We start from the raw sequence: 14,750 nt of genomic DNA, 5'->3' as shown, positions 1-14,750 counted from the left end.
CCCTCCCGCTGGTAAGGTTGCGCTTTTGCCATCGGCTTAACGCCAGGAACTGCTAGCCGTTCCTGAAGCCATCCGCCCACACTTTGCTGTCCGAAAGTGCCCGCATGACTCCATCTACGCGAAAAGTACGCCGACTCAGACCCACCCTATTCTCGATTTTCTGCGCCCCATTACTGGCGCTCTGTTTTTTCGGTGCGGCGCAAGCTTCACTACCGCCCATTGCGATGGGCAGCCTTCAAGGGCTGCGCCTCAGCAACGAGCCCACCGTGCCCACACTGCGCGACCGCATCGTGCAGGCCGGTCTCGCCAAGATCGGCACGCCCTATATCTGGGGCGGCGATGACCTCGATGGCTTCGACTGCAGCGGCCTGGCGCTCTTCGTGTTCCGCGAAACGGCCGGCATCGACCTGCCGCGCACCTCACGCGCCCAGCGCCAATCGGGCCATAGTGTGAGCCGCCAGCAGTTGCGTCCTGGCGATCTGGTGTTTTTCGCGACGCACCGGCGCGGCGTCACCTCGCACGTCGGCATCTATATCGGACGTAACCAGTTTGTCCACGCTCCCTCGCGCGGCTCGCATGTCCGCATCGACAAACTCGATAATCGCTACTGGGCCAAACGCTATGTCGGCGCCCGCAGCTATCTCAAAGACGCTCCCACCCAAATGCTGGCGCACCTGCGCTAAGTCCTACGCAGCAAGACGCGAAGCCGCCCGTCGGGCGGTTTCGCCCCCTGGGATTAGCCCCGCCCCACAAAAGGCATGGTGGTCGCCATAATGGTCATGAACTGCACATTGGTGTCCAAAGGCAATTGCGCCATGGCGGCCACCGCCTGCGCTACATGCGCCACATCCATACGCGGTTCTGCGCGCGTGCTGCCATCGGCCTGCAACACCCCCTGCGCCATGCGCTCGGTCATATCGGTCGCCGCATTGCCGATATCGATTTGCCCGCAGGCGATGTCATAGGCACGGCAATCGAGCGAAATCGACTTAGTCAAGCCGGTTACCGCATGCTTGGTCGCGGTATACGCGATCGAGTTCGGGCGCGGGGTATGAGACGAGATCGAACCATTATTAATGATGCGCCCTCCTCGCGGGCTTTGCGCCTTCATCAGGCGGATCGCGGCTTGCGCGCACAAAAACATGCCGGTGAGATTGGTGTCCACCACCGAACGCCAGACTTCCACCGGCAGGTCTTCAATCGGGACCGCTGGCGCACCGCGTCCGGCATTGTTAAAGAGCACATCCAAGCGGCCGTACTCTCGTTGCGCCTCGTCGAACAAGGCACGCACTTGGGCTTCCTGCGTGACGTCGGCAGGCACCACCAGCGCACGCGCGCCATCTGCGCCCGCCGAAATACGCGTCTGCTCCAAGGGCTCACGGCGCCGCCCGGCCAGCACCACCTTATAGCCCTGCGCCAGAAACTCCAGCGCAACTGCCCGGCCAATGCCAGTACCCGCGCCGGTCACCAGCGCTACCCGCGACCCGGGCGTGAGGATTGACTGCATCGTGCTCTCCCGCATTTATCTGTAACGCGAGAATCCTACCGCAAAGCCTTATGTCGGACCGAAAGTAGGGAAAATTGGCGCGCAAGCCGCCTCTTTTGCTATGCTTCGCCTCTCACACCGTGCGTTTTTTTCCTCATGTCTGCTCATTCCGGCAATGTATTCATGGTCGTGGCCCCCAGCGGCGCCGGCAAATCCAGCCTGGTTCGCGCTTTGCTCGACCGAGACCCCTCCATCGTGCTGTCTATATCCAGCACAACGCGAGCGCCGCGCCCCGGCGAGCAGGACGGCCGCGACTATCATTTCGTGACCAAAGAAGCCTTCCTCGCCCAGCGCGAGGCCAACAACCTGCTGGAATGGGCCGAGGTGCACGGCAATTTCTACGGCACCCCACGCGGGCGCATCGACGCGGCCACTGCCGCAGGCCAGGACGTCCTGCTCGAAATCGACTGGCAAGGCGCGCGCCAGGTCAAGCAGCGCTACCCTGAAGCCATTGGCATCTTTATCTTGCCGCCATCCATCGAAGCCTTGCAGGAGCGCTTAAAAGCGCGCGGCCAGGATTCCGAGCAAGTGATTTCGCGCCGTTTGCTCGCTGCGGGCGGCGAAATCGCCCACGCGCCAGAATGCGAATATGTTATTATTAATCAAGAATTTAGCTTAGCCCTGTCGGAACTGACGCAGATCATCAGCGCCGCTCGGCTGCGTTTCTCGTCTCAGGCCGTGCGCAACGCCGAATTGTTCGCCCAGCTCGGCATCCCCGCATCGCACTGAACCCCCTCTTTTCGCACCCAGGTATTTCTCCATGGCCCGTATCACTGTCGAAGATTGTCTGAACCAGATCCCCAACCGATTCAAGCTCACGCTGGCCGCGACCTACCGCGCCCGCGAGCTGGCCCAGGGCCATGCCCCGCGCCTGGACAGCAAGGACAAGCCGACCGTGACCGCCTTGCGCGAAATCGCCTCGGGCCTCACCGGCCTGGAAATGCTCCGTAAAGTCCCGACCTGATTCGGGCCGGGGAGGCGGCTAGCATGGCTTTTCCCGGGTTGAAGTATGCCTCTTCGGGTCTGCTCGCCGCGCTGCGAGCCGGGTCTCGCCTAGGGCGGCGAAACAGCAAAAAGACGCTGGCCGACGGCGGCGGCGGTGCTCCGGAAAGTCCTCCGATCGCATCGCTGGCCCCCCTGACCGAAATCATCAGCACCTATCTCGACCCCAAAGAGGTCGAGCGTGTGCGCGAAGCCTATCGCTTCGCAGACCAGGCCCATTTGGGCCAGTTCCGGGCTTCCGGCGAGCCCTATATTTCTCATCCCATTGCCGTCACCGAGATCTGTGCAGGCTGGAAACTGGACGTGCATGCCCTGTCGGCGGCCCTGCTGCACGATGTCATCGAAGACCAGGGTGTCAGCAAACAAGAGCTAGCCGAGCGCTTCAGTCCCGAAGTCGCGGAGTTGGTTGACGGTCTGTCCAAACTCGAGCGGCTGGACTTCGCCACCAAGGCGGAGCAGCAAGCCGAGAGTTTCCGCAAAATGCTGCTGGCGATGGCGCGCGACGTGCGCGTCATTCTCATCAAGCTGGCCGACCGTCTGCACAATATGCGCACGCTGGATGCGGTCAGCGCCGAGAAGCGACGGCGCATTGCCCGCGAAACGCTCGAGATCTACGCGCCCATTGCTCACCGACTGGGTCTGAACCTGCTGTTTCGCGAGCTGCAAGACCTGTGCTTCGCAGCCATGCACCCCAATCGCTATCAAGTGCTTTACAAGGCGGTGCTGGCCGCGCGCGGCAATCGGCGCGAAGTCATCGGCAAAATTCAGGATGCCGTGCGGGCCGCCCTGCCCGCCGCCGGCATCGAGGCCGAGGTTTCCGGCCGCGAGAAAACGCTCTACGGCATCTACCGCAAAATGGCGGACCAGAAAAAGAGCTTTTCCGAGGTTCTGGATATCTACGGCTTTCGCGTGGTGGTGCACACGCTGCCGGAGTGCTATCTGGCATTGGGCACGCTGCATCAGCTATACCGCCCCGTTCCTGGCAAATTCAAAGACTACATCGCCATTCCAAAAATCAACGGCTATCAGTCCTTGCACACGACGCTGGTCGGCCCTTACGGCACCCCCGTCGAGTTCCAGGTCCGCACACGTGACATGCACCATATCGCCGAAGAAGGCGTGGCCTCGCACTGGCTGTACAAAGACGCCGATCTGACGCTCAATGATCTGCAAAAACGCACCCATCAATGGTTGCAGTCGTTGCTCGACATCCAAAGCCAAACCGGCGACTCGGGCGAGTTCCTCGAACACGTCAAGGTGGATCTCTTCCCTGACGCCGTCTATGTGTTCACCCCGCGCGGCAAAATCATTTCCCTGCCCCGAGGCGCCACGCCGGTCGATCTGGCCTATGCCATCCATACCGATATCGGCAACCAGGCTGTAGCTGCCAAGGTCAACAACGAATTCGTGCCGCTGCGCACCGAGCTGGCCAGCGGCGACACGGTCGAGATCATCACCTCGCCGGCCTCGCGCCCCAATGCGCAGTGGCTCAACTACGTGCGCACCGGCCGCGCCCGCTCTGAAATCCGCCACTTTCTGCGCACCGTCCGTTACGAAGAATCGGTCGCCTTTGGCGAGCGCCTGCTGTCCCAGACCCTGCAAGAATTACACATGCCCATGCCAGCGGCCGATGATCCTGCCTGGAGCAAGCTGGCACGCAGCACCGGCGCCAGCTCACGCGATGAAATCCTGGCCGACATCGGCCTGGGCAAACGCCTGGCCGCTGTCGTGGCGCGCCGTTTCGCGCCCGAGAATGACCTGCTCGCCACCACGGCGGCCGATGTCGATGAAATCACATCGGCCCGCGCCGCACCTATCCTGATCCAAGGCAATGAAGGCCAGGCGGTGCAATTGGCACCCTGCTGCGGGCCGCTGCCCGGCGATCCTATCATCGCCGGGATGAGACTGGGCCATGGCTTGGTCGTGCATACGGCAGACTGCCCGGTCGCCATGCGCCAGCGGCTGCGCGAACCCGAACGCTGGGTAACGGTCGCCTGGGACAAGCAAACCGCCAAGCATCTGCCCACCCGCCTGGACATCGTCACGCGTAACGAACGCGGCGTGCTGGGGCGCATCGCCGCCGAAGTCACGGCCGCCGACGCCAATATCGTGCACGTCACGATGCATGATGACGCCGTCTCCACCGTGGCCTTACATCTCACCGTGCAGGTCGACAACCGCAAGCACCTGGCTCAGGTCATACGCGCTATCCGGCACGTACCGCAGGTGCAGAAAATCGTTCGCGTCAAAGGTTGAGGCTCCGCCAAACACCCTGCCCTGCGACGGGCGCCCCGGCCTTATCAGGCCACGTGCTGTAGAAAATCTTTCAGTCGCTGGCTGGGCGGATCATTCAAAAGCGCCTCGGGCGGACCATCATGGGCCAGCTTGCCGCCATCGATAAACAGCAAACGGCTGCCCACCTTGCGCGCGAACTCCATTTCGTGGGTCACCACCACCATCGTCATCCCTTCTTCGGCCAGATCGCGCATCACCTTCAACACCTCATGACGCAATTCCGGGTCAAGTGCCGAGGTCGGTTCATCAAACAGCATCAGCTTGGGTTTGATCGCCAAGGCGCGGGCAATCGCCACGCGCTGTTGCTGGCCACCGGAAAGCTCGGAAGGATAGTGATTCATCCGCTCAGACAAGCCCACTTTGCCCAGCAGTTCACGCGCCATCTGGCGCGCTGCCTCACGGCTGAGACCGCGCGTATGCACTGGACCGAACATGACGTTCTCCAAGGCCGTCATCTGCGGAAACAGATTGAACTGCTGGAACACCATGCCCGCCTCGCGCCGGATGGTGCGCACATCTTCCTCAGAGCCCCGCACGCTAAAACCATCCACGCGCAGATCCCCGCCATCGATGGTTTCCAGCACATTGATGCAACGTAGAAAGGTGGATTTGCCGGAACCGGAAGGCCCGACCACCACGACGACCTCACCCGCATCGATATTGACCGTGATGCCATTGAGCACCGTCGCATCACCAAAGCGCTTGATGACGTCTTTGAATTCAACCATGCTCATAGTATGCGCATCCTCTTTTCCAGCAGACGCAGGCCCAACGCCATCAAACCCGTAAGAATCAAATAAACAATCGCCACCGCCGACCAGATTTCAACGGCACGGAAATTGCTCGCCATGATTTCCTGGCCCTGACGTGTGAGCTCTGCGACACCAATCACGATAAACAGCGAAGAATCCTTCAAGCTGATGATGCACTGATTGCCCAGCGAAGGAATCATGCGCCGGAAGGCGACCGGCCCGATGATATGACAGAGAATCTTCCAAAACGGCAAGCCCATGGCCTGGCCAGCTTCTTTCAGCCCTCGGGCCACCGACAGCAAAGAACCGCGCACGATTTCAGCGATGTAGGCGCCCGAATTGATCATCAGCGTCACGATGGCGGCCGACTCCGCCTCGACCCGCATCCCCGGGATCATGAGGGGCAGGGCAAAATAGATAAACATGACCTGCACGACTATCGGCGTGCCGCGAATAATCGCGACATAAATCTGCGCAATGATCGCGACCGCCCGAGGCCCGTAAGCACGGGCCACACCGGCCAGCGCTCCCAGAATAAAACCGCCGACCAAGCCCCAGAAGGTGATCTTGACGGTCATGATTGTGCCCTCAAGCAAATTGGGCAAGGCATCCCAGATTACGGCTACATCAAAATTCACGCTTCCCCCTTCAGGCAAAAGATGGCCGCCCGCGAGTCAACCCGCGCTGCGGCCACCCTGTCCTTTACACCTTAGCCATCTTAGGGCTGCTTGCCAAACCACTTGGCGTAAATCTTCTCGTATTCGCCGTTAGCCTTTAGGGTAGCCAAGGCCTTGTTCACCTCGGCAACCATCGGGCTTCCTTTGGGGAAGGCGATCCCGTAATAATCGCCGCTCTTGACCGTGCCCACGACCTTCACGCGGCCCTTGCCGGCGGTATTGGCGTAATACTGGACGTTAGGCGTGTCATGCACGGCAGCATCCACGCGACCCGTCGCCAGCTCCAGATAGGCGTTGTCGATATTGGGAAAAAGTTTGAGCTTGGCATCGGGCACCTGGCTCTTGAGGTAATCCACCGTGGCGGTGCCCGTCTTGACGGCAACCGTCTTTCCGGAGAGGTCCTTGGCGTTCTTGATGCTGTTATTGTTGTCTGCGACCAGAATAGCCAGCCCGCTTTCATAGTAGGGATCGGAGAAGTCGATCACCTTTTTGCGATCATCGCGAATGGTGATGCCAGCCAGGGCCGCATCGATGTTCTTGGTCTGCAAGCCCGGAATAATGCCGTTGAAATCCATGGGTTGCAGCTTGTACTTCAGCTTGAGTTCCTTGGCGATGGCGGACCACAGGTCAATATCAAAACCCGTATAGGTATTGCCTTGCTTGAACTCGAACGGCACAAACGCCGTATCGGTCGCAACGATCAGCTCTTTATCCTGGGCTACTGCCATCGAACCCGACATCGCAGTGGAAAAGCCTATCAGCACCGCAGCGACTTTCGTCTTGATCATGGATTTCTCCCTATGGTTCCATAGGCGGCATCCGGACTCTCCGGCGAGCCGCATTGTTGCGCCGGCCCGCCTGGCGCACGGGTTGGCTTGAAGGGATGTTAACGCATCCCTTTCCTGGCTACACAAGCAATTCGGGTAGGGTCTGCCCGGGCTGGCCTCCAGCCCAGCCTGGAACAGGCTTCGTCAATCAAGACCGTCCCGGCTAGGATGTCATGGCGAAGCATGCCCGATCAAAAGAAAATTGAGGTATTGATGTACCACACAGGCTTTTTAGATAGCCCCGCCTGCGTCACCAAGGCCTTGGAATAAGTGGCCGACATACTCCAATGAGAGGTGTTGATCCGCAGACCGGTAGCCCAGCTCGCCATACGTACCGACCGTGCGCCAGGGCTGTTTTGCTTGAGCAGGCCGCCATCCAGCCCCAGGAACGGCGCCAAGCGCACCCCTCCCCACCACGGCTGGGTAAAGGGCATGCTGACCGTATTGGTGAGATACATCCCCTTGTCGCCGCTTTGCAATGTAGAACGGTTGAAGCCTCGCACCGTGTATTCATCTCCCAGCGTCAGTTGATAGCTATTCAACAGCATCTGGCGCGACTGCTGGAAACCGAACTGCGACTGCACGCTGATAATGCGGTCGGCGGGCGCGAAATTGGCCTGCCATGAGGCCGTGCCATTCACACGCGACACATTGCCGATGGCCTCGTACTGATTGAATGCCGCGTACTGCCCGTTGTTGATGCCCAGACCACGATTCCAGGACAGGTCTGCAAACAGCGCGTACCGGCCCTGCTGCTTGCTCCACTGAATGCCCAGCGTGCCATCGCTATAGTGCTTGCTATTGACCGCCAACAGGGTATTCGCGAGATAGTTCTTGTTTTGCTGGGTTTTCAAAACACCATACACGCTGAACTGGGAAGTCGCGTCGCGGTAGAGCGTTCGAGTCAAACGTACGCTGAGTTTGCGCGAATTGCCTGTCGAGGGATAGGAATACCCCGGCCCTTTGAGCAGGCTTTTATAGTTGCTAAAACCCGCTTGCACATCGAACCGGGTATATCCGAGAGGCACACGCCAGGCCATGTCATAGGATTTCTCACCATAATTGGCCGCATCGGAATAATGCCGCTGGCTAGTCAACATCGTGAGCGTATCGTTAATTCCCAGCAAATCTCCCGCCGAGACAGAAAGATTGTATTTATCGCGACCGAGACCAGACGAGTCCTGCCCTGAATTATCGCGCCCCAAGGAAAAACGCAGCCAATCGTTACGCACCACAGTAAGGTCCAGATACGAATAACCGTAGTCCTCGGCTGGCGCCACGGTCACTGTCACCTGTTTGAACCCATTGTTCAAATTTTCGATGGCCTGATCCATATCGCGGATATTCAGGATGGCATTGCGCCAATTCGGCATGGCCCAGCCCACCATCGCGCTTTCACGCCAACCTTCGAGGGGTTTGCCGTTGATGCGCCAACCTTTGATCCTGCCCCAATTGACACGCAGCTTTAGACGACCGTCGACCACGGCGGGGTTATCCAGGGCGATATTCGATGTCACATAGCCCTGCTCATAGAGTTTCGCGCTCAGGCTACGCACCACCTCGAACACACCACGGTTGTTCAGGGGTCGGTTCAAATAAGATTTCACCAGGGTGTCGACATCGAACAGCGGCGCCACCGGGCCAAAGTCCAGGTCAACGCCGCTCAAGGACACGGTATGGCCTTCCTCTTTCAAATGCGGTGCTTGCGGCGGGGCTGGCAGCCTGAGATCTGTGCCGGGTTGCTGATTCAAGGCGCGGTCGATGCGCTGCTGCTGAAGCTCGCGCTCCATGCGATTTTGCTGAATATTGAGGTCGCGCTGGCCCGGCGTGAGCGGCTGCTGGCCAGACAATTCGGGTGGCGGCACGACCGCAGACGCAGCGCGCGGCTGAGCATAGGCCAGCCAGGGTAGAAGACATAGGAAGGCGCACTGCAGCGCACGCCGGGACATCGCGTAGAAGGGCTTAGTCATAGTTCAGAGTGACGGTGTAAATGACTTCAATCGGACCGGTCGTGACGTCCCGTTTGGTTTGGTAGTAGCGGGCGCGCAATGGCACGGAGATATGGCTGTAGCTGTCAGCGACCAGCTGGCTTTTCAGATCTCGGCGTTGAGAGAAATCCCAGGGGTGCTCGCCGCTTGAGCCATCCATCAGCTGGATGCCGACGCCGCGCGTATCTGCCGCGTCGCCAAGCCCGACACCGGGCACGGAGTCGTAAGGAAAGCCCGGCTTGATGGATAGATTGACCGGGCCGTCTCCATAACACTCGAGCGCCAGGTCAAATGGCGAGTCCGCCAATACCGTGCCGATGCCAGTGAAATCCGCACGGCGCGCATTCGCCAGACGCTTAACGATGTTGTTGTACGAGCAACCTTCTACGCGAAAGCGCAGGCTCGCGGTCAAATCAAATGAAACGGGAGTTTCGGCCAGCACAACGGCACCGGGCTCGCCGTAGTTGAGCACCAACTGCACAACCATCAAGTCGTTGTAATTGCCTATCCGCCCCGTGCCCACACGCACAGCCGGTCGTGTTTGAATAGGTTGATAACTGATGGCAATCTTGCCTGCCTCTACAGCCATAGGGATGGGATTAACATCCGTAAGATACTCAACCGTTCCGAGCACCCATCCGCCCTTGCCCTCGGAGTCGATAGGCAAAGCGCCCCCTTTCGAATCCGCGATGTGCAGGCCGAATCCGTAGTTCTCCAGTTGCGGAATGATCAAGGTCGATGTCGCGGGGTCCATGGTGAAACCCGCCCCGGGCCGAAGCACCAGCGTAACGTCGTTAAGACCGGACTGGAACTCATCATAGAGGGACGAGGGCTCCGCTACCTGGATATAACAATTGACGTAGACGGTGCCGACCGTGACATGACTGAACAGCTCCCCGACTTTCGAGCCCGGCGTGCTGCGGATCGGCGTTCCGGACGGACTCGGGATGCTAAGCGGCGTGCAACGGGACTCCTGGATATCGGGGTTCGTCACCTGGGCATGCGCGCCGCGCGCACCCAACATGCCTAACATCAGCAGGCTCAGGCAGAACCATGCCCAGGTTCGCCCGCATCGTTTTATAAGGAATAAGATATTCATTTTGTGTTCTCGCAGCGCAAGGAAATCGAGGGCAAACCACCCAGACCTGTTTTTTTGTCATCGCCCAGTTCATAAGGCGTGCGGCATACCGTGCCGTCGCTCAACACGGCCTTGAGCACGCCCTGGCTGGGCAAGCCGCGCAGCAAGGCGCGTCCCCCCTGCCCCGCCGTGCCCAGCGTTTTCCCTTCGGCGTCTGTAATGGCCGTGCCGAAGGGAAAACGTGAGCGATAGGGCTTGCCCACCACTAGCAGGGCAGACTGCTCACGGCGGGTGGAGAACACCAGGGGCACCACAGCGCCGGCGCGCGGGATCGCCTCTTCGACCGTGGATTGCAGCTCCACGTCTAGCGAGAGGTTCTCGGGGGAGATCTGCACTTCGTTAAGGGAATACGGCGACAAAGACACCAGGCCGTAGCCGTCGTCATTCAGGCTGGCATTGGCCATATTGCCGATGCTGGCCCCGCCCGCATCGCGCGCCTCGATCAGGCCGACGCTCTCAGAGAGCGTCTGCCCCAGCGTGATGCCCCCTTTATGCACCAGCAAGCCGCCGCTGCCGTTGACCGACAGCTGGGTGTTCTGCGCCTGCTGAGACAAGGTGCCACCAACACGTCCGTAGCGCCCTGCGTAGGAAGCGTTCATGCCGTAGCTCATCTCGCGGTCGCTGCGCGAGACGTCGACGCCATAAGACAGCGCGCGGTCCTCGCCCAGAACGGCGTCATAACCCACGCGCTCCACGCGATGGCCGCCCGTCTGCTGCTGCACGCTCGTTCGGATCGTGCCATTGAAGCGCGACAAGGGAATGGCAAGATTCAGCATGAACTGACGCTGCTGTCCATACTTGGAGCCGCTGTTGGTGCTGGCCTCCAAGGACAGGCCCACGCCATTGATCTGCGTGCCGTAGTTGAGCGTCCACTGCATCCTTCTGGCAGAAGAGCCCCAGTAGTCGCGCACCGAACCCGAGAGATAGAGGCTGCCGTAACGACCCAAGGGCTGGTTAAGCGCCAAACTGAATTCGCCTCGGGGCCGGCCCATCCGCCACTCGCCTGATCCGCTGGACAGCGCATCGGACAACGTCCAGAACCGTTCGGACGAGTAGCGCAAGGTCGCGAGACGCAGGACCGTGCCGGTGGGCTCCAGGGTCTTGCTATAAGACAGGCGATAGCTATTGCCGAAGTACTGGCGCCCCTGGACAGGCCTGGTCCTCGCCGAGGTCGAGTCGAGGCTGAAAGCCCCCCAAGCCGTATTGAACGCAGCGCCCATCACGACAGCGGCGTAATTCTGGCCAGCGACTAGCCCCCCGCCATAGAGATTGAAACCATCTGATACGCCCCAGCGGCCGGTCGCCTGCATAAGCAAGGGCTCCGGTCCGCCCCGATAACCGCCCTTATAGCGCCCGGCACCCACCGAGTACTGCACCGTACCGGGACGAATCAGGCGCACGGCATTGCCGAAAGGCACGCTAAAGCGCTGCACCGAACCATCGGCCTCGGTCACCGTGACATGCAGATCGCCGCCGTAGCCCACCGGCGAATAGTCGTCGATCGCGAACGGGCCGGGCGCAACCTGGCCCTGATAGATGACACTATTGGCCTGCATGATCTTGACGGTTGCCTGCGTGGACGCAACGCCCCGCACGGTAGGCCGGTAAAGACGCTCCGAATAGGGCAGCATCGCCGGATCGGTGGAAAGCAAAGCGCCGCGCATGCCATAAGTACTAAAGTACTCAGAGCCGGCATAGATATCGCCCATCACCACGCGGGCACGCCAGGCGGGCACATCGGTCTGCAGCCAGGTGCGTTGCGACCGGAACAGGGTCTTGCCGTCGCTGTGGTTCAGGAAGGCGCTATTGCGCAAATACCAGCCACCCACATTCAATCCGCTGTTGAACAAAGCCGACAGCGATTGAAACCTTCCCGATCCGTAATCGGCCCGGTGATAGCTATAGCTGTAATTGCTGCGAAATGCCGTGATACCCGTCTGCCACTGGTCCGGGGAAACATCGCGCAGCCGCTTTCTCAGCACATAAGCCTGCGGCACGCTGATGGCTAACTGGCTGGTCGAGTAATCAAAGTTCTCCAGACTGTCGGGATATATCTCGGTCACACCGACGCAATCTCCGGCAGACAGTCGTGCCTGCAAGGCCGGACTCAGCACCTTGATATTGATACCTAGCGTCTCGAGCTGCTCTTGCGAAAAACAGGCGCGCGCGTTCTCGGCCTTGCCCTCCGCTTGCTTGGCGGGCAGAAAACTCACGGTCATGGACAGCGCACGCTGGTCATTGAGCTGCACCTCAACGCGATGCACGCCAGGCTGCAGCACATTGCGCCGAGAAAAGCGCGTCAAATCCGTTTTGCTGGCCGACCCCCACAACATCATGGGGTTGAATTGCAGGTCAGCGTATTGCTCTGTGCTCGCCTGCGGATCGGTACTCGCCTGTGCGCCCCCCCACGACAAAAAGGCGGCGCTCAAGGCCAGACGCAGCAGTTTGGGCTTATGGGGGATAAACATGGGTAACACGCCTCTTGCCTTTTACTTACCGACGTCTTTCTCGTAATGCTGAATAGCGCCCAGATCGCTAATGGCGGCGTAGCGCATTTGAGTCGGCGCGGACTTGCCGATATCGAGCTTGGCGCTCGAAAAAGGTGCGATCATCAAAGCGGGAAAGCGTTGGCTCGGCGCCTCCTTGGAGCCACCGAAATTCAGTTCGCTCAGGTTCACGTAATAGGGCGTGGGATTGCTGACCTCGAGCTTGCCGGCGCCTGCCAGCTTGAAAGTCAGGTCGGCTGGCGCGGCATCGGCCGTACCGGATAAGCCCTTGGGCCGATAGAAGAACTTCAGGCGCGAACGCACACTGATTTGCAAAATCGCGCCAGCATCCTGATCACCCTGCGGCTTGGGCGGCACATCCAGCACATTCAGCCAAAAAATCGACTCTCTATCCTTGGGCAGGGCCTCGCCGCCTGCCGTATGGAAAATGCGCAAGGTTTGCCCCTTGCCCGGCTCGATGCGAGCCAAGGGCGGCGTCAGAAAAAAGGGCACCTCCATTTGATCGGGCGTCGCGTCGGCCCGACCATCATCCAGCCAGGCCTGCATCAGGGATGGCACACTGCCATCATTGGTCATCTTGACAACGACTTCCGGCGCACCCTCACGGTAGACAACGCGTGTGCCTTCGATCACCAAACTGGCTTGAGCATCCTGAGCAAAACCGGTGGCAAGAAATACCAGGCCGAGAGAGAACAAAACATGCTTTGTTCGGGAGCGAACCGCTCGGAACCCAGAGGTTCCGGGCTTGGATAACGCGCCCCAGGATGGGGTTTTCATGATGGGAATCCAAAGAAAGTCGCCCACAGCCTCTCGCCGGGGTTTCCAGAGGGGAAACCCCGAAATTCGCGTCAGGCAGGACGGGATCAAAAAAGGGCGGAGAGGCCGCAGGCCATCCCTGTTACGCCTCAGGGGTACATGACAGAGAATTGCACCGAGGTTCCAACACGACCTGCGGCGATAGCACCAGTCGATGTTCGCTTGTATCGCGCGAGAAATCGCGCGATGGCGCTGTTATCCGTCACTCGGAAGGTATTGCCGGCCAATTGCTGATCAGCGGCTACCGCACCCATCGGAATCTGCACCCCATCAAGACCTGCGATCTCGATGCGCAGATTGTCTGCCTCGGTAGCGGCGGCGCCTGCGGCAGGAATGACGGAATCTGCTGAGGCAAGCTTGTAAGGAATCAAAGTGCCGGTGGCGAAGTCCGTCGTATGGCCAGGCTCAAAATAAATATGGACATCGTTGTTATTCAGCGTGGCGGGACATTGCGTAAGCCTGATGTCGAACACCGTCGCACCTGCGGTGTCACCCACATTCTTGACTGCCGAAGTAGATATCTTCGGAAGTCGCACATCGATATTGGCGGGCGGCTGCGCGCCCTGGATCAGACATGTGCTGTCAACGATTTCACCGCGAATAGTGATCGTGCCGTCTGCCGCATGGGCGGCCCCAAAGACGCCAATCATGCCGATGAAGAATAAGGTTTTTTTGATCGTATGCATGGTATTTGTAGAGACTTAACAATAAGAATTCCACGCAAAAACGCACATAAAGTATCAAGAAAAATAGTGCTCTATTCAGAACTTCCTGATACCAAAGTGCATATATGCGTTAAACAGAATCCTATTGATATCTACCAATGCAAAATATCAGCCAAAGCCCCGATGGACGTAGGATTATTCCTAACGGCAGGACTATAAAGCGCGGCCACTTCTTTGGCTCGTTAAGCATCTGGCTAACGCTCCAGGAAGAAATGTCCCGCATGGGCCACAACACAAAACGCATAGTTATTTGAATTTCCTGCGTTGTGGCAAACACATTCGATGCTTAGCACCGAAGGGGGATGCTGATTATTTTCTGAGCATGCGCAAACCTTTCAAACCGATAACGACTTCTTGACACTTTTCGCTTCGGTATAGACAAAAACAAGGCCTGAGTTCGGCGCCATACCGAAACTCAGGCCTTAACCCTGCACAGCAGGATCAGCCTGCTAAGCCGACCCTCTGCCTCAGAGCGGA

At 59.3% G+C, this 14,750-nt stretch carries 13 protein-coding genes; 4 read left to right on the top strand and 9 right to left on the bottom strand.

Annotation, left to right across the window (positions count from 1 at the left end):
* Positions 1–104 precede the first annotated feature (104 nt).
* The gene (locus U0029_RS08295; protein WP_012417620.1) at positions 105–683 is read left to right on the top strand and encodes a C40 family peptidase; all 579 of its coding nucleotides are present in this window, start codon (positions 105–107) and stop codon (positions 681–683) included.
* 53 nt (positions 684–736) lie between these two features.
* Here U0029_RS08295 and U0029_RS08290 read toward each other — a convergent pair whose 3' ends face one another.
* Complete coding sequence (locus U0029_RS08290; protein ID WP_012417621.1) at positions 737–1,507, bottom strand: SDR family oxidoreductase; 771 nt, start codon at positions 1,505–1,507, stop codon at positions 737–739.
* Positions 1,508–1,642: 135 nt separating this feature from the next.
* Here U0029_RS08290 and gmk point away from each other — a divergent pair, with 135 nt between their 5' ends.
* Genes gmk through U0029_RS08275 form a run of 3 tightly spaced genes read left to right on the top strand, consistent with a single transcriptional unit; the run spans position 1,643 to position 4,804 of the window.
* Positions 1,643–2,275 (top strand): guanylate kinase, encoded by a 633-nt coding sequence (gmk, locus tag U0029_RS08285; protein ID WP_012417622.1) that lies wholly within the window; start codon positions 1,643–1,645, stop codon positions 2,273–2,275.
* Between the two features lie 31 nt (positions 2,276–2,306).
* The gene (rpoZ, locus tag U0029_RS08280) at positions 2,307–2,510 is read left to right on the top strand and encodes a DNA-directed RNA polymerase subunit omega (RefSeq protein WP_003811126.1); all 204 of its coding nucleotides are present in this window, start codon (positions 2,307–2,309) and stop codon (positions 2,508–2,510) included.
* A gap of 23 nt (positions 2,511–2,533) precedes the next feature.
* A complete protein-coding gene (locus tag U0029_RS08275) occupies positions 2,534–4,804 on the top strand; it encodes a RelA/SpoT family protein (RefSeq protein WP_012417623.1) in 2,271 nt (756 codons plus the stop codon).
* 44 nt (positions 4,805–4,848) lie between these two features.
* On the opposite strand, the gene glnQ is transcribed toward U0029_RS08275, so the two are convergent.
* The 8 genes from glnQ to U0029_RS08235 all read right to left on the bottom strand — a co-directional run bounded on the left by glnQ (position 4,849) and on the right by U0029_RS08235 (position 14,234).
* Entirely contained in the window at positions 4,849–5,577 is a 729-nt protein-coding gene (gene glnQ, locus U0029_RS08270) for a glutamine ABC transporter ATP-binding protein GlnQ (RefSeq protein ID WP_114851983.1), read from the bottom strand.
* On the bottom strand, positions 5,574–6,233 hold the full coding sequence (glnP, locus tag U0029_RS08265; protein ID WP_039051467.1) for a glutamine ABC transporter permease GlnP: 660 nt from the start codon (positions 6,231–6,233) through the stop codon (positions 5,574–5,576). Before glnP ends, glnQ begins: the two co-directional genes overlap by 4 nt.
* An 80-nt stretch (positions 6,234–6,313) precedes the next feature.
* Positions 6,314–7,060, bottom strand: a complete 747-nt coding sequence (glnH, locus tag U0029_RS08260; protein WP_012417626.1) for a glutamine ABC transporter substrate-binding protein GlnH — start codon at positions 7,058–7,060, stop codon at positions 6,314–6,316.
* A 230-nt stretch (positions 7,061–7,290) separates the two neighbouring features.
* Entirely contained in the window at positions 7,291–9,069 is a 1,779-nt protein-coding gene (locus U0029_RS08255; protein ID WP_169507421.1) for a ShlB/FhaC/HecB family hemolysin secretion/activation protein, read from the bottom strand.
* Positions 9,062–10,186: a fimbrial protein gene (locus U0029_RS08250; protein ID WP_147400050.1), complete on the bottom strand. Its 1,125-nt coding sequence runs from the start codon at positions 10,184–10,186 to the stop codon at positions 9,062–9,064. Before U0029_RS08250 ends, U0029_RS08255 begins: the two co-directional genes overlap by 8 nt.
* Positions 10,183–12,693, bottom strand: coding sequence for a fimbria/pilus outer membrane usher protein (locus U0029_RS08245; protein ID WP_114851981.1), 2,511 nt, complete (start codon positions 12,691–12,693; stop codon positions 10,183–10,185). The genes U0029_RS08250 and U0029_RS08245 overlap by 4 nt, the downstream gene beginning before the upstream one ends.
* A 21-nt stretch (positions 12,694–12,714) precedes the next feature.
* A complete protein-coding gene (locus U0029_RS08240; protein ID WP_169507422.1) occupies positions 12,715–13,428 on the bottom strand; it encodes a fimbrial biogenesis chaperone in 714 nt (237 codons plus the stop codon).
* 209 nt (positions 13,429–13,637) lie between these two features.
* Positions 13,638–14,234 carry a fimbrial protein gene (locus U0029_RS08235; RefSeq protein ID WP_012417631.1) on the bottom strand — a complete coding sequence of 199 codons (597 nt, stop codon included), beginning with the start codon at positions 14,232–14,234 and terminating at the stop codon, positions 13,638–13,640.
* Positions 14,235–14,750 lie beyond the last annotated feature (516 nt).

Origin of the sequence: Bordetella avium (assembly GCF_034424645.1) — a bacterium.
In the GTDB taxonomy this organism is placed as follows: domain Bacteria; phylum Pseudomonadota; class Gammaproteobacteria; order Burkholderiales; family Burkholderiaceae_B; genus Bordetella; species Bordetella avium.
The sequence above is the reverse complement of the archived record's forward strand: the minus strand, read 5'-3'. Positions and strand labels throughout refer to the sequence as shown.

Coding starts and splice junctions, on each gene's coding strand:
- glnH (WP_012417626.1), bottom strand. CDS start 7,060: ATGATCAAGACGAAAGTCGCTGCGGTGCTGATAGGCTTTTCCACTGCG.
- U0029_RS08275 (WP_012417623.1), top strand. CDS start 2,534: ATGGCTTTTCCCGGGTTGAAGTATGCCTCTTCGGGTCTGCTCGCCGCG.
- U0029_RS08235 (WP_012417631.1), bottom strand. CDS start 14,234: ATGCATACGATCAAAAAAACCTTATTCTTCATCGGCATGATTGGCGTC.
- U0029_RS08250 (WP_147400050.1), bottom strand. CDS start 10,186: ATGAATATCTTATTCCTTATAAAACGATGCGGGCGAACCTGGGCATGG.
- U0029_RS08295 (WP_012417620.1), top strand. CDS start 105: ATGACTCCATCTACGCGAAAAGTACGCCGACTCAGACCCACCCTATTC.
- glnQ (WP_114851983.1), bottom strand. CDS start 5,577: ATGAGCATGGTTGAATTCAAAGACGTCATCAAGCGCTTTGGTGATGCG.
- U0029_RS08255 (WP_169507421.1), bottom strand. CDS start 9,069: ATGACTAAGCCCTTCTACGCGATGTCCCGGCGTGCGCTGCAGTGCGCC.
- rpoZ (WP_003811126.1), top strand. CDS start 2,307: ATGGCCCGTATCACTGTCGAAGATTGTCTGAACCAGATCCCCAACCGA.
- gmk (WP_012417622.1), top strand. CDS start 1,643: ATGTCTGCTCATTCCGGCAATGTATTCATGGTCGTGGCCCCCAGCGGC.
- U0029_RS08290 (WP_012417621.1), bottom strand. CDS start 1,507: ATGCAGTCAATCCTCACGCCCGGGTCGCGGGTAGCGCTGGTGACCGGC.
- U0029_RS08245 (WP_114851981.1), bottom strand. CDS start 12,693: ATGTTTATCCCCCATAAGCCCAAACTGCTGCGTCTGGCCTTGAGCGCC.